This window comes from Empedobacter sp. UBA1574, from assembly GCF_002322895.1.
Taxonomy (GTDB): Bacteria; Bacteroidota; Bacteroidia; order Flavobacteriales; family Weeksellaceae; genus Empedobacter; species Empedobacter falsenii_B.
Genome location: NZ_DCOI01000006.1, coordinates 1 through 25,687, shown reverse-complemented (window position 1 = coordinate 25,687; position 25,687 = coordinate 1). Strand labels below are relative to the sequence as shown.

The 25,687-nt window shown below is 31.2% G+C and carries 26 protein-coding genes and 1 pseudogene; 16 read left to right on the top strand and 11 right to left on the bottom strand.

Going from position 1 to position 25,687, the window contains the following annotated elements; translation table 11 throughout:
* Positions 1–9: 9 nt before the first annotated feature.
* Positions 10–1,365 (bottom strand): DUF6794 domain-containing protein, encoded by a 1,356-nt coding sequence (locus tag B3578_RS01755; RefSeq protein WP_291046704.1) that lies wholly within the window; start codon positions 1,363–1,365, stop codon positions 10–12.
* Between the two features lie 249 nt (positions 1,366–1,614).
* Between B3578_RS01755 and lon the strand changes: the two genes are divergently transcribed.
* A complete protein-coding gene (gene lon, locus B3578_RS01750; protein ID WP_280035558.1) occupies positions 1,615–4,053 on the top strand; it encodes an endopeptidase La in 2,439 nt (812 codons plus the stop codon).
* Between the two features lie 62 nt (positions 4,054–4,115).
* Here the strand turns inward: lon and B3578_RS01745 are convergent, their stop codons facing one another.
* From B3578_RS01745 to rlmD, 4 genes are all read right to left on the bottom strand, one after another.
* Positions 4,116–4,376: a GIY-YIG nuclease family protein gene (locus B3578_RS01745; protein WP_312067505.1), complete on the bottom strand. Its 261-nt coding sequence runs from the start codon at positions 4,374–4,376 to the stop codon at positions 4,116–4,118.
* Positions 4,377–4,599: 223 nt separating this feature from the next.
* A complete protein-coding gene (locus B3578_RS01740) occupies positions 4,600–5,286 on the bottom strand; it encodes a DUF6048 family protein (RefSeq protein ID WP_291046699.1) in 687 nt (228 codons plus the stop codon).
* Positions 5,240–5,857, bottom strand: a complete 618-nt coding sequence (locus B3578_RS01735) for a DUF6452 family protein (protein WP_221856671.1) — start codon at positions 5,855–5,857, stop codon at positions 5,240–5,242. The genes B3578_RS01740 and B3578_RS01735 overlap by 47 nt, the downstream gene beginning before the upstream one ends.
* An 18-nt stretch (positions 5,858–5,875) precedes the next feature.
* Positions 5,876–7,294, bottom strand: a complete 1,419-nt coding sequence (gene rlmD, locus B3578_RS01730; protein ID WP_221856669.1) for a 23S rRNA (uracil(1939)-C(5))-methyltransferase RlmD — start codon at positions 7,292–7,294, stop codon at positions 5,876–5,878.
* 419 nt (positions 7,295–7,713) lie between these two features.
* On the opposite strand from rlmD, the gene cysD reads away from it, so the two are divergent.
* The 7 genes from cysD (at position 7,714) to B3578_RS01695 (ending at position 15,548) form a co-directional block, all read left to right on the top strand.
* A complete protein-coding gene (gene cysD / locus B3578_RS01725) occupies positions 7,714–8,622 on the top strand; it encodes a sulfate adenylyltransferase subunit CysD (protein WP_219035044.1) in 909 nt (302 codons plus the stop codon).
* Between the two features lie 51 nt (positions 8,623–8,673).
* Positions 8,674–9,909, top strand: a complete 1,236-nt coding sequence (locus B3578_RS01720) for a sulfate adenylyltransferase subunit 1 (protein WP_291046690.1) — start codon at positions 8,674–8,676, stop codon at positions 9,907–9,909.
* Between the two features lie 148 nt (positions 9,910–10,057).
* Positions 10,058–10,603, top strand: a complete 546-nt coding sequence (locus tag B3578_RS01715; protein ID WP_260509644.1) for a uroporphyrinogen-III C-methyltransferase — start codon at positions 10,058–10,060, stop codon at positions 10,601–10,603.
* A 152-nt stretch (positions 10,604–10,755) separates the two neighbouring features.
* The gene (locus tag B3578_RS01710; RefSeq protein ID WP_291046685.1) at positions 10,756–12,234 is read left to right on the top strand and encodes a diflavin oxidoreductase; all 1,479 of its coding nucleotides are present in this window, start codon (positions 10,756–10,758) and stop codon (positions 12,232–12,234) included.
* 51 nt (positions 12,235–12,285) lie between these two features.
* The gene (locus tag B3578_RS01705; RefSeq protein WP_291046682.1) at positions 12,286–12,414 is read left to right on the top strand and encodes a hypothetical protein; all 129 of its coding nucleotides are present in this window, start codon (positions 12,286–12,288) and stop codon (positions 12,412–12,414) included.
* 19 nt (positions 12,415–12,433) lie between these two features.
* Positions 12,434–14,086, top strand: a complete 1,653-nt coding sequence (locus tag B3578_RS01700; protein WP_291046679.1) for an NADPH-dependent assimilatory sulfite reductase hemoprotein subunit — start codon at positions 12,434–12,436, stop codon at positions 14,084–14,086.
* 19 nt (positions 14,087–14,105) lie between these two features.
* A complete protein-coding gene (locus tag B3578_RS01695; RefSeq protein ID WP_291046676.1) occupies positions 14,106–15,548 on the top strand; it encodes a TSUP family transporter in 1,443 nt (480 codons plus the stop codon).
* Between the two features lie 54 nt (positions 15,549–15,602).
* Here B3578_RS01695 and B3578_RS01690 read toward each other — a convergent pair whose 3' ends face one another.
* Positions 15,603–16,385, bottom strand: a complete 783-nt coding sequence (locus B3578_RS01690) for a hypothetical protein (protein ID WP_291046673.1) — start codon at positions 16,383–16,385, stop codon at positions 15,603–15,605.
* Between the two features lie 354 nt (positions 16,386–16,739).
* Here B3578_RS01690 and B3578_RS01685 point away from each other — a divergent pair, with 354 nt between their 5' ends.
* From B3578_RS01685 to B3578_RS01675, 3 genes are all read left to right on the top strand, one after another.
* The gene (locus tag B3578_RS01685; protein ID WP_291046670.1) at positions 16,740–16,895 is read left to right on the top strand and encodes a hypothetical protein; all 156 of its coding nucleotides are present in this window, start codon (positions 16,740–16,742) and stop codon (positions 16,893–16,895) included.
* A gap of 63 nt (positions 16,896–16,958) precedes the next feature.
* A complete protein-coding gene (locus B3578_RS01680) occupies positions 16,959–18,659 on the top strand; it encodes a tetratricopeptide repeat-containing sensor histidine kinase (protein ID WP_291046667.1) in 1,701 nt (566 codons plus the stop codon).
* Between the two features lie 14 nt (positions 18,660–18,673).
* Positions 18,674–19,339, top strand: a complete 666-nt coding sequence (locus B3578_RS01675; protein ID WP_221856653.1) for a response regulator — start codon at positions 18,674–18,676, stop codon at positions 19,337–19,339.
* On the opposite strand, the pseudogene B3578_RS01670 reads toward B3578_RS01675, so the two are convergent.
* The 5 genes and pseudogenes from B3578_RS01670 to B3578_RS01650 all read right to left on the bottom strand — a co-directional run.
* A pseudogene (locus B3578_RS01670) lies at positions 19,336–19,869 on the bottom strand (LysR family transcriptional regulator); the annotation flags it as partial. The gene B3578_RS01675 and the pseudogene B3578_RS01670 sit on opposite strands and share 4 nt — an antisense overlap.
* Positions 19,870–19,884: 15 nt before the next feature.
* Positions 19,885–20,019, bottom strand: coding sequence for a hypothetical protein (locus tag B3578_RS01665; protein WP_257468223.1), 135 nt, complete (start codon positions 20,017–20,019; stop codon positions 19,885–19,887).
* Positions 20,020–20,109: 90 nt separating this feature from the next.
* Entirely contained in the window at positions 20,110–20,766 is a 657-nt protein-coding gene (locus B3578_RS01660) for an SCO family protein (protein WP_219035054.1), read from the bottom strand.
* Positions 20,759–21,055, bottom strand: coding sequence for a YHS domain-containing protein (locus B3578_RS01655; RefSeq protein WP_219035055.1), 297 nt, complete (start codon positions 21,053–21,055; stop codon positions 20,759–20,761). The genes B3578_RS01660 and B3578_RS01655 overlap by 8 nt, the downstream gene beginning before the upstream one ends.
* A gap of 68 nt (positions 21,056–21,123) precedes the next feature.
* On the bottom strand, positions 21,124–21,489 hold the full coding sequence (locus B3578_RS01650; RefSeq protein WP_291046657.1) for a hypothetical protein: 366 nt from the start codon (positions 21,487–21,489) through the stop codon (positions 21,124–21,126).
* Between the two features lie 194 nt (positions 21,490–21,683).
* Between B3578_RS01650 and ppk2 (B3578_RS01645) the strand changes: the two genes are divergently transcribed.
* The 5 genes from ppk2 (B3578_RS01645) to B3578_RS01625 all read left to right on the top strand — a co-directional run.
* Entirely contained in the window at positions 21,684–22,490 is an 807-nt protein-coding gene (ppk2, locus tag B3578_RS01645; RefSeq protein WP_312150877.1) for a polyphosphate kinase 2, read from the top strand.
* Positions 22,491–22,507: 17 nt separating this feature from the next.
* Positions 22,508–23,326 carry a polyphosphate kinase 2 gene (ppk2, locus tag B3578_RS01640; protein ID WP_125348818.1) on the top strand — a complete coding sequence of 273 codons (819 nt, stop codon included), beginning with the start codon at positions 22,508–22,510 and terminating at the stop codon, positions 23,324–23,326.
* 17 nt (positions 23,327–23,343) lie between these two features.
* A complete protein-coding gene (ppk2, locus tag B3578_RS01635; protein ID WP_291046653.1) occupies positions 23,344–24,147 on the top strand; it encodes a polyphosphate kinase 2 in 804 nt (267 codons plus the stop codon).
* 115 nt (positions 24,148–24,262) lie between these two features.
* The gene (rplS, locus tag B3578_RS01630) at positions 24,263–24,613 is read left to right on the top strand and encodes a 50S ribosomal protein L19 (RefSeq protein WP_019975296.1); all 351 of its coding nucleotides are present in this window, start codon (positions 24,263–24,265) and stop codon (positions 24,611–24,613) included.
* Between the two features lie 276 nt (positions 24,614–24,889).
* The coding region (locus B3578_RS01625) for a TonB-dependent receptor plug domain-containing protein (RefSeq protein ID WP_219035057.1) at positions 24,890–25,687 on the top strand (798 nt) is incomplete at its 3' end.

Here is a 25,687-nt window from a genome sequence, read left to right as displayed (position 1 = left end):
GAACTTTCGTTAGGATATCCACACGTTTCCAAACATTTGTTTTCCAATATTTCTATCATTAAAATATTTCGATAATCTAGAACCACCATTAATTCCCCAATTGTTTCTTATCCACATACCCAAACCACCCATGTGAGAATTAAATATAAAAGTATTTGTTGATTCTTTGAGTTGTTTTTTGCTTTCGAAATCTAATATTTTATCTAATTCTGTTAATGATTCATATAAATTTTTTGGAATGTATATATTATCAATTTTTTCTAAAGTAAGTCTTTTTTCACTTTCAATTCTTCTTTTTTCTTTATCTTTTATTGTTTCTAATTCAGCAATTCTATCATCATAATTTCTATAGCTACCAAAGAAATTTGTGATATATATTTTGTCAACTTCTTTTGGAATAAAATCAGTTTCAAAAGTTGAATTTAAAAGATAGTTTTCAATTTGTTGTTTATTAAAAATAGAATCTGTTTCTAAATTTTCGATTTCAAATTTTCCATTTCTATTTAAATAGCCGCTTATTTCTATTTGATGAAGTTTGTATTTATTATAAGTTGAATCCTCAAGCGGAATAAATTTTAAGTTAGATAGTTTACTAATACTTTCTGCTATTTTTTCATTAGTAAGAGAGTTTTTGACATCTATTATATATTTATATGGATATTCATAATTTGAAATTTTACTCTTTATAGGTTCAATATTTTTTATTGCAGGATAAATAGAATCAAAATCAATATTAGACTTGATTATTTCACCTTTGTCTAAATCAAAAAGTGTTACCTTTTTTCTGTTATCTATAAGGTAAATAATATCATTTTTATTGAAGATGAAATTTTTAGTTAAAAAAATATCTTTCTCTGATAAAGATTTATTGTACTCTTTGTAGGTAGAAGTATAGTTTTCGAACAAATTTCTATTTTCGGCTTCATAAAATAGTCTGCATTTCTCTTTGTTTTTATCACAATTGGTAAACTCTTCAGAGGAATAAGTTTTAGCTATTTTTCCATCAATATAATAAGTCACATTTCTTTCCTCTAAATCTTTGCTGTTTATATAATTTGTAAAATAGATTATTTTTCTCCCATCATTACTTATTGCAAGGAAGAAAGGAAAATTTTCATTTAAATCAAATGATCTATTTAGTTTATAATATACCTTATTTTGTCTCAAGCTATCACGTTCTCGATTAAAAAATATAATTGATTCACCTTTCAAATTAGGTATAAAATTATCATATGAAATAGATTTTAATTTATATATCCCATTAGAAGAGTAGGTTTCTGAAATTGGAGAAAAGCCAGACCATTGAGAAAAAATGGTAATATAACCTAAAATAAATAGTATGAAGAATATGTAATATTTTATCATTGATTTTATTTGTGTAATTGATATTAAAACTATGAATAAAATTTATCTTTGTGAAAATAATTATTCATCCTCATTCAAAACCTTTATTGAAAAACTGACAATATATTTTATTGGCATAACGTTTGACTTATTTATACTCGCTTTTCTAAATGCTTTAGACAAGATTCAAATCTTAATAATGTTGTTATTATGAAAGGCTTTCGTCAGTTAAAAATAGTTTTACTGACACTTTGAACGTATAAAAAAATTATGAACATAGACAATTTGTCATTAGCACAAGTAATGGAAGAAGAAATCGAATTAATTCCTTTGATGAGTAAAGACGAAGAAAGTAAGCTAAATAAGCAAGATATTTCTTCGGTATTGCCTATTTTATCGTTAAGAAACACTGTCTTATTTCCGGGTGTGGTTGCGCCAATTACCGCGGGTAGAGATAAATCTATACAACTTTTAACACAAGCTTACAAAGAAGATCGCATTATTGGAGTGCTTTCGCAGAAAGAAATTGCTGTGGAAGATCCTACACAAGACGATTTGTATACAGTTGGTACAGTTGCGAAAATCATGCGAATGATAAAATTGCCAGATGGAAACATTACGGTGATTTTACAAGGGATGAAACGCTTCAAAGTTAAAGAATTTGTATCAAATGATCCTTATTTCAAGGCTGAAGTAGAAATTTTGACAGAAAAAGTTCCGACATCACGCAACAAAGAATATCCAATTATTATTGAATCAATTCGTGATTTAGCTTTTCAGATTGTAGAAGAAAATCCAATGTTGCCTTCGGAAGCTGCAGGAGCTATAAAAAGTATCGAAAGTAATACATTTCTAATCAACTTTGTAGCGTCTAATTTGACGTTAAGTTTAGATGAAAAACAGTTGTTATTAGAAATTTCTGATATGAAACTTCGCGCAATGGAAGTGATGCGTTTTATGAATGTTGAGCTTCAGAAATTGGAATTAAAGAATACGATTCAGAATAAAGTTCGCAAAGAATTAGATCAACAACAAAAAGAATATTTCTTAAATCAACAAATCAAATCGATTCAAGAAGAATTAGGAGGGAATTCGACAGAAGAAGAAATTAATGAAATGCGCAAACGTGCTTTAACGAAAAGTTGGAGCGAAGATGTAGCAAATCATTTTGATAAAGAAATCAACCGTCTTTCTCGTCTAAATCCGCAAATGCCAGAACATAATATTCAGCGTAATTACCTTGAATTTATGTTGGATTTACCTTGGAATACCTTGACAAAAGATAACTTTGATATCAAGAATGCAAAGAAAATTTTAGATCATGATCATTATGGTTTAGAAGATGTGAAAGAACGCATTTTGGAGCATCTTGCTGTGTTGAAATTGAAAGGAGATATGCGTTCGCCAATTCTTTGTTTGTATGGACCTCCGGGTGTTGGTAAAACATCGTTGGGGAAATCTATTTCAGAAGCGATTGGGCGCAAATATGTACGTATGTCGTTGGGTGGTTTACACGATGAATCTGAGATTCGTGGTCATCGTAAAACCTATATTGGAGCGATGCCAGGAAGAATTTTACAGTCAATCAAAAAATCTGAATCGTCGAATCCGGTTTTTGTTTTAGATGAGATTGATAAAATGTCGGCTAGTGCGCATGGAGATCCTTCATCAGCAATGTTAGAGGTTTTAGATCCAGAGCAAAATTCAACTTTTTATGATAATTTCTTAGAAATTGGCTACGATTTATCGAAAGTATTTTTCATTGCGACAGCTAATAATATTGGAGATATTCCAAGTCCGTTACGCGATCGTATGGAGATGATTAATATTGCAGGTTATACAATCGAGGAAAAATCTGAAATCGTAAAACGTCACCTTCTACCAAAACAATTAACAGAACATGGCTTAAAAGAGAAAGATGTTGTGTTAGGTAAAAAAGAAATCGAATATTTGATTACGGGTTATACGCGCGAATCGGGAGTTCGAAAATTGAATCAGAAAGTTGCAAAATTGGTTCGTTCAGCTGCAAAACATATTGCGTTGGAAGAAGAGTTTAATGCTAAATATTCAATCGAAGATATTTCTAAAATTTTAGGACCTTCTATTACACCAGATCAATATGAGAATAATGAGGTACCTGGAGTTGTAGTAGGTTTAGCTTGGACAAGTGTTGGTGGAGATATTTTATTTATCGAATCTATTTTATCAAAAGCGAAAAATGGAGGACTTTCGATTACAGGAAATCTTGGAACTGTGATGAAAGAATCTGCGACAATTGCGTTAGAATATATCAAATCGCATGCGGATGAATTGGGAATTAAACCAGAAGTTTTCGAGAATTATAAAGTTCATATTCACGTTCCGGAAGGAGCAACGCCAAAAGATGGACCATCTGCCGGAATTACAATGTTGACGTCTTTGGTTTCGTCTTTTACACAACGAAAAGTAAAAGCAAAATTAGCAATGACAGGTGAGATCACACTTCGTGGAAAAGTGTTGCCAGTTGGCGGAATTAAAGAGAAAATTTTAGCGGCAAAACGTGCAAATATCAAAGAAATTATTTTGTGCGAAGATAACCGAAAAGATATTGAAGAAATTAAAGCAGAATACGTAAAAGGAATGACTTTTCATTTTGTAAAAGAAATGAAAGAAGTTTTGGATATTGCTTTAACGAATCAAAAAGTAAAAGGAGCAAAGGTTTTGGATTAATCTATAAATCTTTTTAGAACATATAAAAAGAGGAACTCAATTTAGAGTTCCTTTTTTGTTTATTATAGAATACTAATATCTTCTAAATTTGGATTTTTAGATTTAATTAAATTAATTTTCCATTCCCGTTTCCAATTTTTCAATTGCTTTTCTCTTAACATATCTTGACTAATTGAAGTAAAATCTTCAAAATAAATTAATGATTTTACATTGTATTTTTGAGTGAAAGCTGAACCAATTCCTTCTTTATGAGCTTCTATTCTTTTAATTAAATTGTTGGTAACTCCAATATAAAAAACAGTTCGATATTTGTTTGTAAGTATATAAACATAATATATTTTCAGAATTCCTTATATGATATGTTACTGAAACGAATTCAGGATGACTTAGTTAGATAAACTAATTTAAGGATTATTAATGATAATGTAGAGAAAGAATGTCAAGCTGAATTCATTTCAGCTTCGCATCAACATAAAAGGAACTCAATTTAGAGTTCCTTTTTTTGTATACTTTATCTTAACTTTAGTCTAAATCTTAACCTTAGTTTTACTTTATCTTATAAGCAATTCCCCAAAAAACTGGCATATTGAAAGGACCACTGTATTTTCCGTAACCAGGAATAACCAAAGGATTAATTCCTTGATCTTTTTTACCTCCAATATAAGCTGCAGGATGCAAGGCTAACTCACCATAAAAATTCTTGAAAATCTCTACACGTCCACCAACCACAGCTTCTATCCAATAACTGCTTACATTCGCTTTTGGCAAACTTCCTGTTCCTGTAATCTCATTCGATTGTAAATCTCTAATCGGATAACTATTGATGGTTTGCGAATATTTAGAATACGCAATTCGTCCACCAATGTAAATTCCGTTCGATTGATTTTCGATATCTTGCGTTATAAACCAGTTTGCACCAAGTTTTGCAAAAACGCCGTCAACATCAACATCCCAATTGATTTCATTGAAATTATTTTTCTCGAAACCAGCTTCTACAACGGCATGCCACTTATTATTGATTTGATAAGAAGCATAAGCGCTAACTCCTTTTTTATCGTTGAAAGCAGAAACAATTGGATTGAAAACGTCTACACCGATAAAAATATCGTGGTATTTTTTTTTGAGAATAGAATCTGTAACCGAAACTTTTGTTGAATCAGTTTTATTTTCTTGACCAAATGCAAAATTAATTGCGCTCGTCAGCAAAAAGCTTAATAATAGTTGTCGAACCATCTTTAATTTCAGTATTTACAGTTTCTATTTTCTTTATCCAATTTCCAGCTCCATTTCCAGTTTTTGTTACCAATTTTACATCAACTCCTTTAAAAGTTAATCCAAAACCACAAGCTTTAGAAGTATAGCCATTTCCAAGCGTATCGTATTTTAAAATCAATCGATCACGTTTTGCAGGAATTGTTCTGATGACTTTACCCGTTATAGAATCTTTTACATCTATATCTGGACCTTGCGCTATAGTATAGTAAATCTCTTTTTTACTATTTTGACGCAAAGTAATTCCGAAACTTGTTTTCCCTAAAGCAGAATTTTTTTCGATTAAGACAGTATCTTTACTCGTTCCTGTAGCTTCTCTAATTCCTTTCGTAATCGAATCATTATAAACATACGCCCAATAATAAATAGAATCTTCCAAAGGAACATTAGTTCCATCATAATACATATCAGCAACCATGCGTGGAACATCACCTTCGTCGGTACAAATATCATCATCTTCACAACTATAAAATGCTAAAGAAATTATAGAAGCAAAAATTGAGTAGGCTAGAAAACGTTGAATATTTTTCATTTTTTTTTTGATTGAATTTTAAATTCGCTCTAAAAGTACAATATTTTCTACATGATGTGTTTGTGGAAACATATCAACTGGTTGAACTTTAACAATTTTATATTGATCTTTCATCAATTCTAAATCGCGCGCTTGTGTAGCAGAGTTACACGAAACATAAACAACACGTTTAGGATTCATAAACAAAATATTTTCAACCACTTTTTTATGCATTCCATCACGTGGAGGATCAGTAATAATTACATCTGGAATTCCGTGTTCGTTAATGAAATCTTGATTCAATACATCTTTCATATCACCACAATAGAAATCACAATTATCAATTCCATTAAATTTTGCAGCCGCTTTTGCTGCATCAATTGCTTCTTGAACAGATTCTACACCAACTACTTTTTTCGCTTTTTTCGAAACGAATTGCGCAATTGTTCCAGTTCCAGTATATAAATCGTATACTAATTCATCTCCAGTTAAACCTGCAAAATCACGTGTTAATTTATATAATTCGTAAGCTTGTTCTGGATTTGTTTGATAGAAAGATTTTGGACCAATTTTGAAGTTCAAATCTTCCATCTTTTCCATAATATGATCATCTCCAGCAAAAACTTCGATATCTAAATCATAAACAGAATCGTTTTGTTTTGGATTGATTGCATACAATAAAGATGTGATTTCAGGGAATTTATCTTTCAAGTTTTGTAAGAAAGCTTCACGATTTTCTTTCTCTTCTCGGAAGAATTGAACCAAAACCATTACTTGTCCATTCTGAGAAGTACGAATCATTAATGTTCTTAATAAACCTTCTTGATTTTTTAAATCGAAGAAATCTAAATGATGCTCTAATGCAAAACGTTTTGCTTCGACACGAATCGCATTAGAAGGATCACGTTGCAAGTGACATTTTGTAACATCCAAAACTTTAGACCAAGCACCAGGAATATGGAATCCAACTACGTCACGGTCGTCAAATTCTTTCCCAGACTGAATTTCTTCTAACGTTAACCAACGTGCATTAGAAAAAGTAAACTCTAATTTATTACGGTAAAAATATTGTTCTTTAGAACCTAAAATTGGAACAATTTCAGCATCTAAATCTTTGAAACCTCCGATACGAACCAAATTGTTAACCACTTCGTCATGCTTAAATTTTAATTGCGCATCATAGCTCATATCTTGCCATTTACAACCACCGCAAACACCAAAATGCTCACATTCTGGCTGAACGCGATAAGGAGATTTTGTGTGAATTTCGATTGCTTGTCCTTCTAAATAGCTACTTTTTTTCTTCAAAACGTGTACATCTACAACGTCTCCTGGAATTGCGCCTTTTATCAGAACCGTTTTTCCTTCCTCTGTTTTACCAACCGATACACCTTTTGCACCAGCACGTAAAACTTCTATATTATTTAATATGATTTTTTGTTTCGCTTTTCTTGACATTTTGCAAAGGTAAGCAAGTCCCCGAAATATTCAATTTTTTATCTTTTTTTGGAATCAATCTTTGTATTTTAAATAAAATTTTTACTTTTACAACATAAAATCTATCGGTTTTATAGATTATTATTATATTGAATAAACTTATTTAGGATAATTTTCTTTAAATTGTTTGAAAAATAGGTTTGTTATTTAAACTATTCTATTAATTATATTTATTTAGAAAAATAATATAATTTTGAACTCAGAAATGTAACATGAAAAATGAAAAAAATAGTATTTAATATGTCAATGTATATGTGTCGCTCTTTACAAGAGGTGGAATATGTTGTGATGTATTAATTACGAAAATAATAGTTCATGAACTCCTCTAAAATTTTGAGGAGTTTTTTATTGTCAAAAAATAAGTTAGAAAGTTAGAAAGAATGTCAAGTCAAGAAAAAAATTATTTAAATCAATTAGAAGACGAAGCAATCTACATTCTGAGAGAAACAGCTGCTCAATTTGAGCGTCCAGCATTGTTATTTTCAGGAGGAAAAGATTCGATTGTTTTGATTCATTTAGCTTTGAAAGCCTTTCGTCCAGGGAAATTTCCTTTTCCTTTAGTACACGTAGATACAGGACACAATTTTCCTGAAGCGATAAAATTTAGAGATTATTTGGTTGATAAAATCGGTGAAAAATTGATTGTAGCCTCTGTAGAAAATGCTATAAAAAAATATAATCTGAAAGAAACTTCTGGCCGTTTTCCTTCTCGTAATGCCTTACAAACGTATGCGTTATTAGATGTGATTGAAGAAAATGAATTTGATGCATGTATTGGAGGAGCTCGTCGCGATGAAGAAAAAGCACGTGCAAAAGAGCGTATTTTCTCAGTTCGTGATGATTTTGGCCAATGGGACCCGAAACTTCAACGTCCTGAATTGTGGAATATTTTGAACGGAAGAATTGAAAAAGGACATAATGTTCGTGTTTTTCCGATTAGCAATTGGACAGAATTAGATGTTTGGAATTATATCAAACAAAATAACATCGAATTGCCAAATTTATACTTTGCTCACGAGCGTGAATGTATTGTTTACAATGATAAATTAATAGCGACTTCAGATTTTATTCAGCCAAATGCAGACGATGAAGTTGTGGTAGAAAAAGTACGATACAGAACGGTTGGTGATATGACGTGTACAGCGGCTGTACCTTCAGATTCTTCTACGATTGAAGATATTATTATTGATATTATCAATACAAGAATTAGCGAAAGAGGACAAACTCGTTTGGATGATCAATTGTCAGAATCGGCGATGGAAGAACGTAAAAAACAAGGTTATTTCTAAGTCAAAATTTTTTTAAACAAAACTCTATAATATCTATAGGAATTAAGTAAAATGAATGCATTAAAATTTATAACAGCAGGAAACGTAGACGATGGTAAAAGTACTTTAATAGGGCGTTTACTTTACGATTCGAATAGTATTCACACCGATCAATTGGGTGTTTTAGAAAAACGTAAATCAAATGAAGACGACGAAATTGATTTGTCTTTGATTACAGATGGTTTACGTGCCGAGCGCGAACAAGGAATTACAATAGACGTAGCGTACAAATATTTTTCGACTGCAAAACGAAAATTTATTATTGCAGATGCGCCTGGACATGAGCAATACACGCGAAATATGATTACAGGAGCTTCAAATTCAGAGTTGATTATTATTTTGGTTGATGCACGTAAAGGAATCACTTCTCAAACAAAACGTCATGCAAGTATTGGATCGTTAATGGGAATTAAAAAAGCAATTATCGCCATTAATAAAATTGATTTGGTTGATTATTCACAAGATATTTTCGAAAAGATAAAAAATAATTTTCAACAAATTCAAGATCAATTGAATTATGATGAAGTAACTTATATTCCAGTTTCTGCTTTGGTTGGCGATAATATTGTCGAAAAATCTGCAAAAACGCCTTGGTACAATGGAGAAACATTATTGCATCAATTGGAAACAATTTCGATTGAAACAGATAAAAATTTAGCAGCTCGTTTTCAGGTTCAATGGGTAATTCGTCCAAAAGATGAAGAGCATCACGATTATAGAGGTTATGCGGGGCAAATTTTGAGTGGAGCCTACAAAGTTGGGGATTCTATTAAAGTTTATCCATCAAATATCGAATCAAAAATTGTTAAAATAGAACGTCATTTGGAAGAAGTACAACATGCTGAAGCAGGAGAAAATGTTGTGATTCATCTCGAAAATAATATAGATATCAGTAGAGGAGACACAATTGTAAAAACTTCCGAAGAACCGCAAACTACAAATGTGCTAAAAGCGTGGATTTGTTGGTTAGACAATAATGCATTACAACAAGGAAAAACGTATGTGTTGCAACATCGTTTTCATTCGGTTCGTGCAAAAATCAAAACAATCGATCAACAATGGGATATTAATAATTGGGAATTTATTCCATCTGAAGAAATCAAGTTAAATGATATTGGACAAGTTGTTTTAAAAACAAATCAACCTTTATTTTTTGATTCTTTCAAAGAAAATATTCATACAGGAAATGCCATTTTGATTGACGAAACAACGAAAAATACAGTCGCTGCTTTGATGTTTATTGATTAAAACATCAATTAAATCTTATCAATCAACTTATTTATTACAAACATGCAAACAACAATAGGAAAAGTAATTTTGGCTGGCGCTGGTCATGGAGATCCAGAATTGGTGACGCTCAAAACATTAAATTATATCAAAAAAAGCAGATGTTATTTTGACAGATCGCTTGGTTTCTCCAGTGTTAATAGACGAATATGCGTCAAAAGATGCGTTGGTTATTTATGTCGGAAAACAATGTTCGAAAGGCATTCATACGCCTCAAAAAGATATTAACGATATGATGATTGAGTTTGTAATGCAAGGAAAATTAGTGGTTCGATTGAAAGGAGGTGATGCTTCACTTTTCTCTAATATTTTGGACGAATTAGAAACCTTGAAAAAAAATCATGTTCCGTACGAAATAATTCCAGGTATTTCGGCTGCTTTTGGTGCTGCAGCTTACACGAGAATTCCATTGACAGCGCGAAATCATTCGAAAGGAGTTCGCATGTTGACGTTGTGCGATTTGAAATCTATTGAACACAAACAATGGAAAGATTGGGCAAAAACGTCTGATACATTGGTTTTTTATATGAGTGTACAGCGTTTGCAAACTTTAGCTGATCAGTTGATTTTGAATGGAATTGATACCGAAAAAGGTTTAGCAGTTATTCAACAAGCGACAACTCCAGATCAGAAAACGCAAGTTTTTTATTTTTGAAAATATTGTAGAAAAACATTTACCAACCTTTGATTTTGTACCAACTTTAATTATCGTTGGTCATGTTGTTAATTTGCATCAATCATTCGCTTGGTTAGATGAACAACCAACTTCCAACTCATATTTTGATAACCATAAAACAACAATTTCTTATGCTAGCTAACGAAAAATTGAACTTAGTAAAAAGTTTAGTCAAAGAATTATCACGTGACGAAATTATTTGGACAAATGGTTATTTGGCTGGATTAGTTGCAAATCAAACACAAGAAGTACCTCAAGAACAAAAAGTTTTAACCTCAATCAAACCTACAATAATCTATGGAACTGAAACAGGAAATGCGAAGAAATTAGCTAATCAATTGCTTGGAATTTTTAAGATGAATAAAATTCAAGCCAAAGCGATTGAAGCGTTTCAATATCCACTCGAAAAAATTGAAAAGGAAGAATTCTTAATTCAAATTTTTAGTACGCAAGGAGATGGAGATTTACCTCAAAATGCGCAAAAATTCTATGATAATTTGAGTAACTCTGATCTAAAATTAAATCAAACTAAGTTTGCTGTTTTTGGTTTGGGCGATACTTCTTATCCGTTTTTCTGTAAATCAGGAGAAGAAATTGATGAATTATTTGGAAAACTAGGCGCACAACGCGTTTTCGATTTGGTAAAAGTAGATTTAGATTATCAAGAAATTGCCGAAAATTGGTTTGCGGATATTTTAAAAACTATTCAATCAGAAGGAAATTCAACGGTTGTACAATCTCAAAAATTGCAAAATTCTTCAACGCAGAAAAAATCGTACGAAGGAATTATAAAAGATGAAATCGTTTTGAATGATAGAGATTCAAACAATGAAACGTATCATATCGAAATAGCAGTTGATGAGCAAGTAGATTACGAACCAGGTGATGCTTTGGGTGTTTATCCAAAAAATAATCAAACCGAAATTTTAACGATTGCAAAATTTTTCAATGAAGAAAATCGCGCAAAAGAACTTGAAGAAAAAAATATTAGAGCACTTTCTAAAAAATCAATCGATCAATTTGCAACAATTTTAAATGTAGAAATTCTTGAAACTAAGATTGATTTAATTGATTTATTATCAAAATATTATTCGTCAGAATCTACAATGAAATTTGATGATATTTTAAATCTTTTGCATCCAATTGCACCACGTTTATATTCGATTTCATCATCGAATGAAGCATATGATAATGAAATTCATTTAACGGTTAGTCTGAATACTTTTTCAGTTTCTGATCAACAAAAAACTGGATTATGTTCTCAGTTTTTAGCAGATTTTGAGCATGATAAATCCATAGAATTTTACATTCATAAAAATAAAAATTTCAAACTTCCAGATGAAAATCAATCGGTAATTATGATTGGTCCGGGAACAGGAATTGCACCTTTTCGTAGTTTTTTGACACATCGTGATGCAATTGGCGCAGAAGGTAAAAACTGGTTGTTTTTTGGTGAACAACATTTTGTTTCGGATTTCTATTATCAAACTGAAATTCAGGAATGGCTTTCAACAGGAGTTTTAAGCAAATTAGATACAGCTTTTTTGAGAGATCAAAAACATAAAATTTATGTGCAAGATCGAGTGAAAGAACGAGGAAAAGAACTTTAAAATAGGTTAAACGAAAGTGCGTATTTGTATGTCTGCGGTCAAAAAGACGGAATGAGTACAGATGTAGAAAGTGCTTTGATCGAATTAATAGCAAAAGAATCAAATCAAGATGAGGTTTCAGCGAAAAATTTTCTGGAACAATTGGAAGAAGAAGGTCGCTACCAAAAAGATGTTTACTAATCAACCAATAACTAATAAAATGAGTATAGAAAAACAATCTCCTATAGAAGGAATTAAAATAAAAAGTGACGGACTTCGCGGTACGTTAAAAGAAAGTATAGAGCTAGATAATCACACTGGAAATGTACGTGCAGATGACGAAGCTTTGGTGAAATTTCACGGAATGTATGTGCAAGATGATCGCGATAGACGAGAAGAACGCGCAGAAAAAAAGTTAGACAAATTGTATTCGTTTATGATTCGTTTGCGTATTCCGGGTGGAATTATTGACGCTGATAAATGGTTGGCAATTCACGAAACTTCTGAACAATATGGAACAGGCGTTTTAAAAATTACAACGCGTCAAACCATTCAATTGCACGGAATTTTGAAACATCAATTGCGTCCAACTTTACAATCGTTTGACCAAGCAACGTTAGATTCTATCTCAGCTTGTGGCGATGTAAACCGAAATGTAATTGCGAGTTCTCATCCGTTGCTTTCGCCAATTCATGCTCAAATTCATGCATATGCAGATAAATTATCAAAACATTTGTTGCCTAAAACACAAGCTTATTATGAGATTTTTGTGGATAATGAAAAGATTTACGAACGCGAAACAGAGAAAGATGATTTGTATGAAGACCGCTATTTACCTCGAAAATTTAAAATTGCAATTGCTATTCCGCCAACTAATGATGTAGATGTTTTTGCAAATGATTTGGGACTGATTGCGATTATCGAAAATAATGAATTGAAAGGTTTCAATATCGCTGTTGGTGGAGGTTTGTCAACAACTCACGGAAATCCAAATACATATTCGCGTTTATCAACCGAAATTGGTTTTGTTGATTCTGAAGAAAAAGTGTTGAAAGTTGCTTATGAAGTATTGACAATTCAGCGTGATTTTGGGAATCGTGGCGATCGAAAATTAGCGAGACTAAAGTATACAGTTGATAAATTAACGGTTGATGGTTTCAAGTCTGAATTAGAAAAACGTGTTAGTTTTAAATTAGAGCCTTCTCAGCCTTATCAATTTACGGAGCGTTCTGATATTTATGATTGGCGACAAGTGAATAACAGAATGTGGTATTACACTTTATTTTTGGAGAATGGAGTTGTACAGTCTAATCAGAAAGCATTTTTACATGAATTGGCTTTATTAAATATCAATAATTTTATTTTTATAGCGAATCAAAATTTATTGTTAGGTGAGATTTCAATTGAAAATAAAGCTATAGTTGAACAGCTTTTAGAAAAGTATTCTATTCACAAAGATATTAGTGAACTTAGAAAAAATTCGATGGCATGCGTGGCTTTACAAACTTGTCCATTGGCTTTAGCAGAAGCGCAACGTTATTTGCCAGAATTGGTGAATAAAATAGAGCCTTTGCTAGAAAAACATCAACTTCAAAATGATGATATTTCTATTTGTATGACGGGCTGTCCAAATGGTTGCGGTCGTTCGTATGTTTCGGAAATTGGTTTTGTAGGGACTTCTGCTGGACATTATAATTTGAGGTTGGGTGGAGATCGATATGGTGTTCGTTTGAATAAAATTTATAAAGAAAAAGTCAATGAGACTGAGATTTTGAATGAGCTAGATCAAGTTTTCGAAAGTTATACAAATGAAAAAATAGACAATGAAACATTCGGAGATTTTACCTATCGAAAATATTTTTCGGTTAATTAGTTAAATCCCTTTAAGAACAATGAAAAATAATTTATTCCCGATATTTTTAAAAACAGAACATTTGCGCTTCCTGATTGTTGGCGGAGGAAATGTAGGATTAGAAAAGGTTTCGACGCTAATCAAACAAAATCCTTCGGTCAATTTGAAAGTTGTAGCAAAGGAATTTAAACAAGAATTGAAAGATGTTTTTTTGCAATATCCATCAATTCAACATGAAACTCATGCGTTCGAATCTAGTGATTTGGAAGATGTAGATTTAGTGATTGTCGCAACTGATAATAAAGAAACTTCGAGAGAAGTGAAGCAAAAAGCAAATGCAAAAGGAATTTTGGTTAATGCAGCTGATCAGCCCGATTTGTGCGATTTTTATTTAGGTTCGATTGTGAATAAAGGTCATCTTAAAATTGCGATTTCCACAAATGGACAATCTCCTGTTATGGCAAAACGTTTGAGAGAATATTTTTCTGATGTTATTCCAGATTCAATTGATGAAAACATTGAAAGTTTAAATAAAATTAGAAATAATCACAAAGGAGATTTTAATCAAAAACTAACCGATTTGAATCATTTAACTTCTTCATTTGAAGGAAAAAAATCGACAAAAAAATATAAACGTTTAGTGACCGAAATTACCTTAATTTTCTTTGCTTTATTCTTAGGATATGCTTTGTCATCAATCGTAAGTTTTTCGGAAGCGAAAGATTTTGTGATTCACATTCCAAATGTTTTTTACATTATGTTGGCGGTTGGTTTTTTCGCTCAAATGGTCGATGGAGCCGTTGGTTTGGGATATGGTGTAACCTGTTCTACAAGCATGATGTTGTTTGGCGTTAATCTGCCTTCAATAAGTGGTAGTATTCATACTGCCGAAATGTTTTCGAGCGGAATTAGTGGTTTTTCGCATTATAGATTTGGAAATGTAAACAAAAAATTATTATTGGCATTGGCTATTCCAGGTGTTATTGGAGCAGTTTCGGGATCATTATTATTGGTTTATTTGGGAAACAAATATGAAACCATTACTTACGGAATTTTAGCCTCGTACACCTTAATCATCGGAATTCGATTAATTATTTTAGCATTCAGAAAAAAAATAGAACGAAAAAAAGTAAAGCGAGTTGGATTTTTAGGATTTGCCGGAGGTTTTTTAGACGCCTTTGGTGGAGGTGGTTGGGGACCTGTCGTGACATCAACTTTATTAGCAAAAGGAAAAAAATCAAACTTAGTAGTAGGAACAGTTAGTTTAGCCGAGTTTTTTGTGACACTTTCTGCATCGTTGACTTTTTTTGCAGCTTTGGGCGTAAGTCATGGTTTTATCATTGCAGGTTTAATAATTGGAGGAGCTTTAGCAGCGCCAATTGCAGCGAAATTAGCGGGCAAAATACCTCAAAAAGTTGCTATTTTGGCTGTAGCTTTTTTAGTGATCACATTTAGTATTCGTATTCTTTTTAAAATTTTCTAAATTATATCATTTCTAACAATCAAAACACTCTTCATCTCGTATGTTGAGTGTTTTTTATTGTTCATTATTTAAGACATATTTAGTTAAAATATATTTTGTGACAGGTTTCAATGTTTTGCCATTTTCGGGATGTAAACCGTAATTTGTATAAAATTCTACTTCACCATTTTTCTTTGTATACCAAACTTTATCAAGTGCATTTTCAAAATTTAAAGTATCAGGTTTTGTGATTTTCTTCAATTGAAAAACAGTTTCATTGTATGGAACAGCATTCATTTGAGGCGAAGTTTCTTCGCATTCGATTTCTTCATAATGATTTTCTTTCCAAATCATACAAGACGAATTTTGATTGATTGAATTAAGAAATAATCCTCCGCTAGCCAAAATCGTTGCAATGCCACTTCCAGCAATTACTATATTTCGTTGAAGTTTTATTTTCTCAAAGAAATTATTCTTTTTTGAAGGAAGATTGATTATTGATTCTTTTTCAGGAATATTATCATCTATTATTAGTTCTATCGGTGCGATTTCTTCTACATTAACTTCTTTTTCTTCACTTTTTGTCAGCTGATTTTTTTGATTAAAATCTCCAAAACTTTCATAACCGATATAATGTGCAAGAATATTTAATAAATCAGGACTTATTTCCTTCTTTAAATTATTTTCTTTCACGAAATCATCAAAATGTCGAGAGAAAGATTTGCTTGTTATAGGATAATTATAATCATCTGAAATTACTTTTTCTAAATGAACAGACATTCCATTTTTACTTGAACTCCCACATTCATTTTTTGCTTTCTCAAAAACTTTTTCGAATAGATATTTTTTCGTAGACATTTCATTTTTAATTCTTTTACAAAGTAGACAAATTTTGGACAAAATAAATTACGGTTTACCGTAAAACAAGCTGTCCAATAATTGTCCAAAACTTGTCTATTGTTTGTTTAACAGCGACTTTGTGTTCTGTATTTACTTTGCAATAGAAATCAAAACAAAAACAAAAAACTTGATTTCTGAAAACGTAGTCTCGAAAATAGTTGAGGTGATTTGAAGGGAAGCATTTTTCCTGAATTGTTCTCAAGACTACAAAAAACTTCCTACTAAAGAAGCGCTTCTTTTTTCTCGTGTACACTACTCGCAATCTGTTTTGTGAGGAAGAGCACCTATATCAAAAAATTAAAAATTTAAGCTATGTTAGAATTATTATTCGCTTTATTGGGATTCTTTTTACCAAATCAAAATGCAAACACAATTTCACAAGATCAACATCCAGTTGTACAAACTTCATCAGATAGTATAGACGGTGATACAAATGGAGAAAAAGGGGATGTTCCTGTGAAAAAATAAATCATCAACGGATAGAGTAATCTATCCGTTTTTTGTTTAGCTTTAGGTTGTAAATATGGAGATTTGAGAAAAATTTTATTTTTTTATTTTATACTTTTTATTATTTCATGTCAACAGTCTAAAAACAAAGAGATTGAGCAGGATAATTTAGATAATAAAGCTTATGATAAAGCATGGAAGTTTTATGAAAAACAAGAGAATGATAGTGCTTATGTTTATTTTAATAAAGCATATTCAGAATTTATAAAACTGAATAACAAACATCAAGCATCAAAATGTTTGATAAATATGGCTTTTATTTCTAAAGATCAAGGAGATTGGTTTGGAAGCCAAGAATTAATTATTTCTTCGGTAAAATTATTAAACCCTAAAATAAGTGAAGAAAAAGAAACACTTTCTAGTGCATATAATATTTTAGGGCAAACTTCTCATGATTTAGGAAATTTTAATGATGCTATAGATTATTATCAAAAAGCAATTGATTTTTCTAAAGAAAAAGATGTTTATATTATCAATCAAAATAACATTGCAAATAGTTATCGTTACGATAAGCAGTATGATGAAGCGATAAAGATTTACCAAGAATTACTAAAAGATAAGAATACAATTGAAAATCCAAAAGAATATGCGCGAATTACTGATAATTTAGCATATACCAAATGGTTAAAAGACAATAAGTCCAATGTTATAAATGAATTAAATAAAGCGTTAAATATTAGATTAAAGGAAAATGATTTGTGGGGACAAAATGCAAGTTATGCGCATTTAACAGATTATTTTTCAAATTTAGATTATAAAAAAGCCTTGGACTATGCTTATAAAAGAAAACAAATTGCTTTCGAAAATAAGAGTGCGGGCGATAAATTAGAAGTTTATCAACAACTTGTTTTATTAGACAATCCTACAAATGCAAAACAATATTTTGAAGCTTATCAAAAGCTAAACGATAGTATTCAGTTAGAACGTAACAGAGCGAAAAATCAATTTGCGTTGGTGCGTTATGATTCGGAGAAAAATCGTGCAGATTTTTTGAATGCTGAAGCAGAGAATGAAAAGAAGAAAAATGATATTTTAAAACTTTACATTCTAATCGGTTTATTGATCGTTTTGTTTGTTTTTGGATATTTTTTGTACAGAAAAAGAAAGCAAAAATTAGAGCAAGAGAAAGTTTTGTTGCAACAAGAAAAGGTTTTGGAAGTCAAAAAAACAGAACTGAAATATTCTAAAAAAGTACACGATAAAGTGGCGAACGGAATTTATCATGTGATGTCTGATATTGAGAATAAATCAGAATTTAATCGTGATCAAATTTTAGATAAATTGGAGGTGGTTTATGAAATTTCGCGCGATATTTCCTATGATAGGATTGATGAAAATCAACAAGAAAATTTTGCAGAAAAATTAGCACAATTGATAAGTTCTTATGATTCGGAACAAGTCAAAATATATTTGATTGGAAATGAAAAAGAACTTTGGAGAAACGTAAAAGATTATGCTAAAACAGAGGTTTTCTTAGTGATGCAAGAATTGTTGACGAACATGAAAAAACATAGCGAAGCTTCACGAGTTATACTAAATTTTAAAGAAGAAAACCAACAAATTATTATCAATTATTCAGATAATGGAATTGGGATTTCGGACTTAAAACCTAAAAATGGTTTGCAAAATACGGTTTCACGTATTTCTAATCTAAACGGAGATGTTATTTTTGAAACTGAAAATGTGAATGGTCTAAAAATTAAGATCATATTTCCAATTCAATAACCTAAATAAAAAGTATGTTTAAAAAAGTATTAATTGCAGAAGATTTTGAGAGTTTTAATATTTCGATTCAGAAAGTTTTAAAAGATTTACATGTAGAAAATCCTGATTATGCTTTTTATTGTGATGATGCATTCTTGAAAGTGAAAAAAGCATTGCACGACAATCAACCTTATGATTTATTGATTTCTGATTTGTCTTTTGAAGAAGATCATCGCGAGCAAAACTTGAAAAGTGGACGAGATTTAATTGAAGCTGTAAAAGCAATTCAGCCAAATTTGAAAGTGATTGTTTTTTCGGTAGAAAAGAAAGCGGATATGGTGGATAATCTTTTCAAGGAATACCATATAGATGGGTTTGTGGCGAAAGGAAGAGAAGATTCGAAAGAGTTGAAAAAAGCGATACAAACTGTTTTTGCGGGCGGAATGCATTTGGAATTGGACATGAAACGTAGTATCAAACAAAAAAATACGTATGAAATAACTTCGTATGATGTTACGTTAGTTTCTTTGCTTTCGAATGGAATTTTACTAAAAGATATTTCAAATCACTTAAAACAAAATAATATCAAACCTGCAAGTCTAAGTAGTGTAGAAAAGAGATTGGGCTCATTAAAAGAGTCGCTACAAATTACAAGTAATCATCAATTGGTTGCGTTTTTCAAAGATTTGGGAAGTATTTAACCCAAATCTTTACACCATTTATCTACAAAAATCTGTTGCAATTGCTCAATTTCTTTTTCGTAAATCGTATTTTTTCGTGAACCAAAATAGAGTGTATTTTCCAACGGTTTTTCACCTTGCCAAACCAATTTTATTTTACCAGAATTTAGTGCTTCTTGACATAAAAAGTCGGGAACAATAGAAAAGCCATTTCCATCGCTCAAACAACGAATAATAGAACTGATATTTGGGACAATATAATTTGGTTTGAAATCTGGATGTTCTTTAAAATTTTCTTTCCAAAAATGTTGCTCCGCAGCAGCTAATTTTTGAATCGGTTCTAAAATAAAATTATACAAAATTTTTCCTTTTTCAGTCGGAACCATTTTTCGCGCCGATCGATCAAATAATTTGTAGCCCGTATAGGCTTCTAACGAATTGAGATGTAAGCTAAAACCAGGTTGTGAAATAAATAATTGTTGCGCAGCAGCAGATAAAGTCCCAGTTTCATAAATTGCTTTAAATGTTCTGAACCATTCAAGATTTGATTGCTTAACTTCTAAATTTTAATTTTCATCATAAGGTAAATCGTCAGGATCTACATCAATATAATCGGGGTTTGGTAAGGTCGAAAGTCGATACGCTTTTATTGTTTTCAAATCCAATAAATTTGCTTTTACAACACGATGCATTCCGTCCATCAATTTTCCATAAGGACAAACAATAATTTGCTGTGATTTAGAAAATTATAATTAAAACAAAACCCTCCATTTTTAGGAGGGTTTTAAATTTTATTCTGCAAGAAGTTTTTTTATATCTTCTTTTAAAAATTCTATTTCAGGATGATATTTTCCAGCTAGAGAAGGTTCTTTTCCTTCAGGATCTTTGTAATTCAGTCCCGAATAAAACAGTATTGGAACACCCATTTTATCATATCGACTTCTGATATTTCCTTGTTTATCAACCAATGCAAGTTTTCCGCTGTGATTTAGACCTTCGGCAGTTGTTTCGTCTTTTCCAACATAAATATTGAATTTATCCGAAAGTTGCTCAATTTCTTCTCGATCCGAAGTCAAATAATGCCAATTCGGTGATTTTACACCAATTTGTTTTGCATATTCTAACAATCGTGCAGGTGTATCTCGTTTTGGATCAATTGTAATCGAAATAAAACCAAGGTTTGCATCATTTATTTCATCTTCTATTGTGCGTAAATTGTTACTCATTACTGGGCAAATCGTTGGACAACTTGTAAAGAAAAATTCTACAACGTACACTTTTCCTAACATATCACGATTTGTAATCGTTTGATTATTTTGATTTGTCATCGAAAATTCCGGAACTTTCATTACCGTGTAAAGTTCATCTTTAGGCTTATTTTTTAGCCAAAAAACAGTTCCTATAACGCCTAAAATAATAACAATAACGGCTATTAATTGTTTATTCATGGATATGTTTTTCAGGATTTTTTAGAAACTCTTCTTTGCACATTGTCGAACAAAAACCATACGTTTTTCCTTGGTAATTAGCTGTGTCACTCAAATGATCTGCAGTTTTCATTCCGCAAATTGGATCAACTTCGTTCACAACCGCAACATCCAATTTAGTTACAGCTTTCATTTCTTCGTGAGAAACATGCTTTACTTCAAAATTCTCTTGTTTTGTTTGCTCTTTATTACAAGAAAATAATGCAAACCCTAAGACTATTAAAGAGAATGTGTTTTTTAAATTTTTCATTTTAGATTGTTTATTTGTTTTTAATTAATTGTTATCTGATTCTATAGTTTAGATCTATAAAAGAAAAATTAAACAATTGGAGGATGAAAAACTAAACGAATAATATAGTTAGAATTAATATCTTGATAATGATCAGTTGATAATTTATTTTTTTGCGTAAAATACTTTTTTGGAGAAATAATTTGTTTTTGAGGAACAATCGCATCTAAAATTTTGACCGAATTTTTGACAAAATGATTTTCTGGCTGATTCTTTTCACTTTTCGAAATTTCTTCTTTCAAATAGCAAAAACCATTACAAAGTAATTCAGGTTTTTCTCGATTTTCACAAAGTTCATTTGCGATTTCTTCATAATTTAAAACATAATCTATCATCGGCATTAAAGGACGAAATGCGATAGAAAATATGAGTGATATGAAAAATAGTATGCGCAAAAAACTAATTTATTGACAAATTTAACCAAATTGATTGAGGTTGAATATGATAAAATTTATGATTTTAAAAGAAAGATTTATCATAATCTTCACTTTTATGTTCTGTAAAATTTTTACCTTAAAAAAGATTTTACAATCTATAAATATTTATGAAAAAAAGTAAGATTTTAGATTTTACAACAACCGAAGAACTAATGCATTTTTTGGTCGAAAATCAAGAAGAAAATCCTCTCTATAAAAATGTGATAAAGAAGTTTGAATATGAAAATGAGTTACTAAAACTGCAATCAGAGTTAGTAAATCTTCAAAATTGGATTTCGACAGAAAAGAAAAAAGTTGCAATCATTTTCGAAGGACGAGATGCTTCAGGAAAAGGAGGTACAATTCGCCGTTTTCGCGAGCATCTTAATCCGCGTTCTATGCGTGTTGTTGCATTGAATAAACCTACAGAAGTCGAACAAAATCAGTGGTATTTTAATCGTTATATCAAAGAGTTACCAAATGCTGGTGAAATTGTTTTTTTTGACAGAAGTTGGTACAACAGAGCAGTTGTAGAGCCAGTTATGGGATTTTGTACCGAGCAACAATATGAGCAATTTATGGTGCAAGTTTCAGAATTTGAACATATGTTGTACGAATCAGGGACATATATTGTCAAATTGTGGTTTTCTGTGACTAAAGAGGAGCAGCAAACACGTTTTGATTCGAGGTTAAATAATCCGCTTAAAAAGTGGAAATATAGTCCAGTCGATGCAAAAGGACAAGAGCTTTGGGATGAATTTTCGCATTATATCAATCAAATGTTTACGCGCACGCACAACTCTTTTTCGCCTTGGATTATTGTCAACGCAAATGATAAAAATACGGCAAGATTAGAATCTATTCGTTATGTGCTTTCTTTGTTTAATTATAAAGGAAAAGAGGATGCCGAAGTAAATTTAATGGTAGATCCAAATGTGATTGAACGTTATTATCGAATGGTAAAAGAATTGAATCATTAATTTTAAATTGTAAGAAAATGGAGCTAAAACCGAAAGATTTAAAATTAATCGAAACCAAAAAAGGTCTTGTTGGACTTTTACAATCTGATCATGGAAAGTTGAATTTTGCGAAAGCCTTGCGTACTGTAAAATATGAAAATAGGATAGAGCAATTACAAGAAGAATTGATAAAATTACAAACTTGGGTAGCCGAAAATAAACGAAAAGTTGTGATTGTTTTTGAAGGTCGAGATGCAGCTGGGAAAGGAGGTGCAATTCGTCGAATTGTAGAACATCTAAATCCTCGTGAACATAGAATTATAGCACTGCCAAAGCCTAATGAAGTAGAACGAGGACAATGGTATTTTCAACGTTATGTTCGTCAGTTACCACGTGCAGGAGAAATTGTTTTTTTTGATAGAAGTTGGTACAATAGAGCTGTTGTAGAGCCTGTAAATGGGTTTTGTACACAAGAGGAATATGAAACTTTTATGAACGAGGTAAATGATGTCGAGAAAATGTGGATTAATTCGGGAATATATTTGATTAAAATTTATTTTTCGATTACAAAAGAACAACAAGCAAAACGTTTTGCAGATATTGTAAATTCACCAACCAAACGATGGAAGTATAGCTCTGTAGATCAAAAAGCGCAAGATTTGTTTGATGTTTATTCAGCTTATAAAGATGTAATGTTTACGAAAACAAATACAGATTTTGCTCCTTGGAAAATCATTGATGCCAACAAAAAGTACAAGGCTAGAGTAGAGGCGATGGAATATATTTTGTCTAAAATACCTTATGATGATAAAAATAAACGTATTTTGAAACATCAAAACTTAGAAGAAGAAAATTAATTATCAAACCTAAAACTATGGCTGAATTTGATTTAAATGATTTAGAAAAAATAAATAATAAGCAAGAAATCATTGATTTTTTGGTTAGACATGATATTATAAAAGAAAAGAAGTTCAAAGAACAACTCGCTTATGAGAAAGAATTAAAAGAACTTCAAGAAAAATTGTTAGAAATACAATCTAAAGTTATTCAAGAGAATAAACGTGTGTTAATTATTTTTGAAGGTCGTGATGCAGCTGGAAAAGGAGGAACAATTTCGAGAATAACAGAATTTCTAAACCCTAAAAAATATCGTGTTGAAGCATTACCAAAGCCGACTGAAATAGAACAAGGACAATGGTATTTTCAGCGATATTTTAAAGAATTACCAAATGCAGGTGAAATTGTATTCTTTGATCGTTCTTGGTATAATCGTGCTGTTGTAGAGCCTGTTTTCGGATTTTGTACGGAAGAACAACATACAAAGTTTATGAAACAAGTAGTAGAAGTAGAAAAGCTTTTGCAAGATGATGGAATTATTTTGGTTAAAATTTTCCTGTCGATTTCGAAAGAAGAACAAGCAGAACGATTACAAGATCGGAAAGATGACGAATTGAAACAATGGAAATTAGGGGCATTGGATCAAAAGGCACAAGAGTTATGGGATGTTTATACCAATTACATTGACAAAATGTTTCAGCAAACAGGAACAGAAAGTTCATCTTGGCTAGAAATTGTGACAGATGATAAAAAAACTGCTCGACTTTTAGCGATGAAATCAGTCGTAGCACAATTAACAAATCAATCTTTTGAAAATGATTTAATAAAAATTCATTCATAAAAGAAAGAGAATCATTTGTATAATCAAGATTTTTGATTAATTTTGCATCCACATTGTTCAACCTCTGACGAAAGACGTTTAAGTTGCTCAATTCAAATAAATTGAAATTATAATAATGGAAAATTTAGTAAAATACGTACAAGAGAAATACGTAGCTAAAAAAGAGTTCCCAGCTTTCGCAGCAGGTGATACTATTACAGTTTATCAAGAAATTACAGAGGGTGGAAAAACTCGTGTTCAGTTCTTTAAAGGGGTTGTTATCCAAAGAAGAGGACAAGGAACTACAGAAACTTTCACAATCCGTAAAATGTCTGGAGATGTTGGTGTAGAGCGTATCTTCCCAGTTAACATGCCAGCGTTACAAAAAATTGAAGTAAACAAAAAAGGTAAAGTTCGTAGAGCTCGTATCTTCTACTTCAGAGCATTACGTGGTAAAAAAGCTCGTATCAAAGACGCTGCTTACTAAAAACTGCTTTTTTAGGAAAAATATAAAATCCGTTCGATTATCGAACGGATTTTTTTTGGCTGATTTTGAAAGTTTAATATAAAATATTAAATTTTACCATTTCTTAACATTCTATTAAGAGTTGAAAAAATAGTTTAATATTTTATTGAAACAAGTAATCCCTAAAATTATTCTATATATTCTTTTATTACTTGGTTTATTTTTGTATTTGAATTGTAGAGTAATTCTTAAGTGTTTTTTTTAATACTTTTATTGTTAACAATTTTAACACAAGAGATGAGAAAAAAACAATTTAGAATTTTTAGTCTTCTTTTTGTTCTTGGATCGTTTGCTTATGCTCAAACTACAGGTCATGTAAAAGATTCTGATGGTTTTCCAGAAGCAGATGTAGAGGTAAAAATAAAAGGGACTGATAAGGCAGCTTACACAGATGAAAATGGAGATTTTAATATTGATGCCAAAATCGGTGATATTTTAATTATTAAAGGCAAGGAAATTACCGTTACTTCTGAGAATTTAGGAGATTTATCCACTCAATTAAATCCTAAAAGTGAGAATATAGATTTAGGAACTGCAGTTGTAACTGGATATTCTACACAACGTAAGGAAGAGGTAACCGCTGCAGTTTCTGTTGTAAATGCAAAAGACTTAATGGATGCTAAATCTCCGAACATTACCAATTTATTACAAGGTAAAGTTGCAGGTCTTAGAATTACAAGTAGCTCTGGACAACCAGGTTCAACGGCTTCATTACGTTTAAGAGGAAAAACAAGTATTTCTGCAGGAACAGATGCTTTATGGGTAGTTGATGGAGTGATTTATCATGGAACACCAAATATTAATCCAAATGATGTTGAAACAATTTCTGTATTAAAAGATGCTGCTGCAACTGCGCAATATGGTTCTCGTGGAGCGAATGGAGTAGTAGTTGTAACAACTAAAAGAGCCAGAGGAAATGGATTGGTTGTAAATGCAGATTATTCTACAAGTTATAATCGTTTCAATCCAGGGAAATTCGAAGTAATGAACGGAAATGAATTATATAATTTGTTTCTGTCGTACTTCATGACTTCG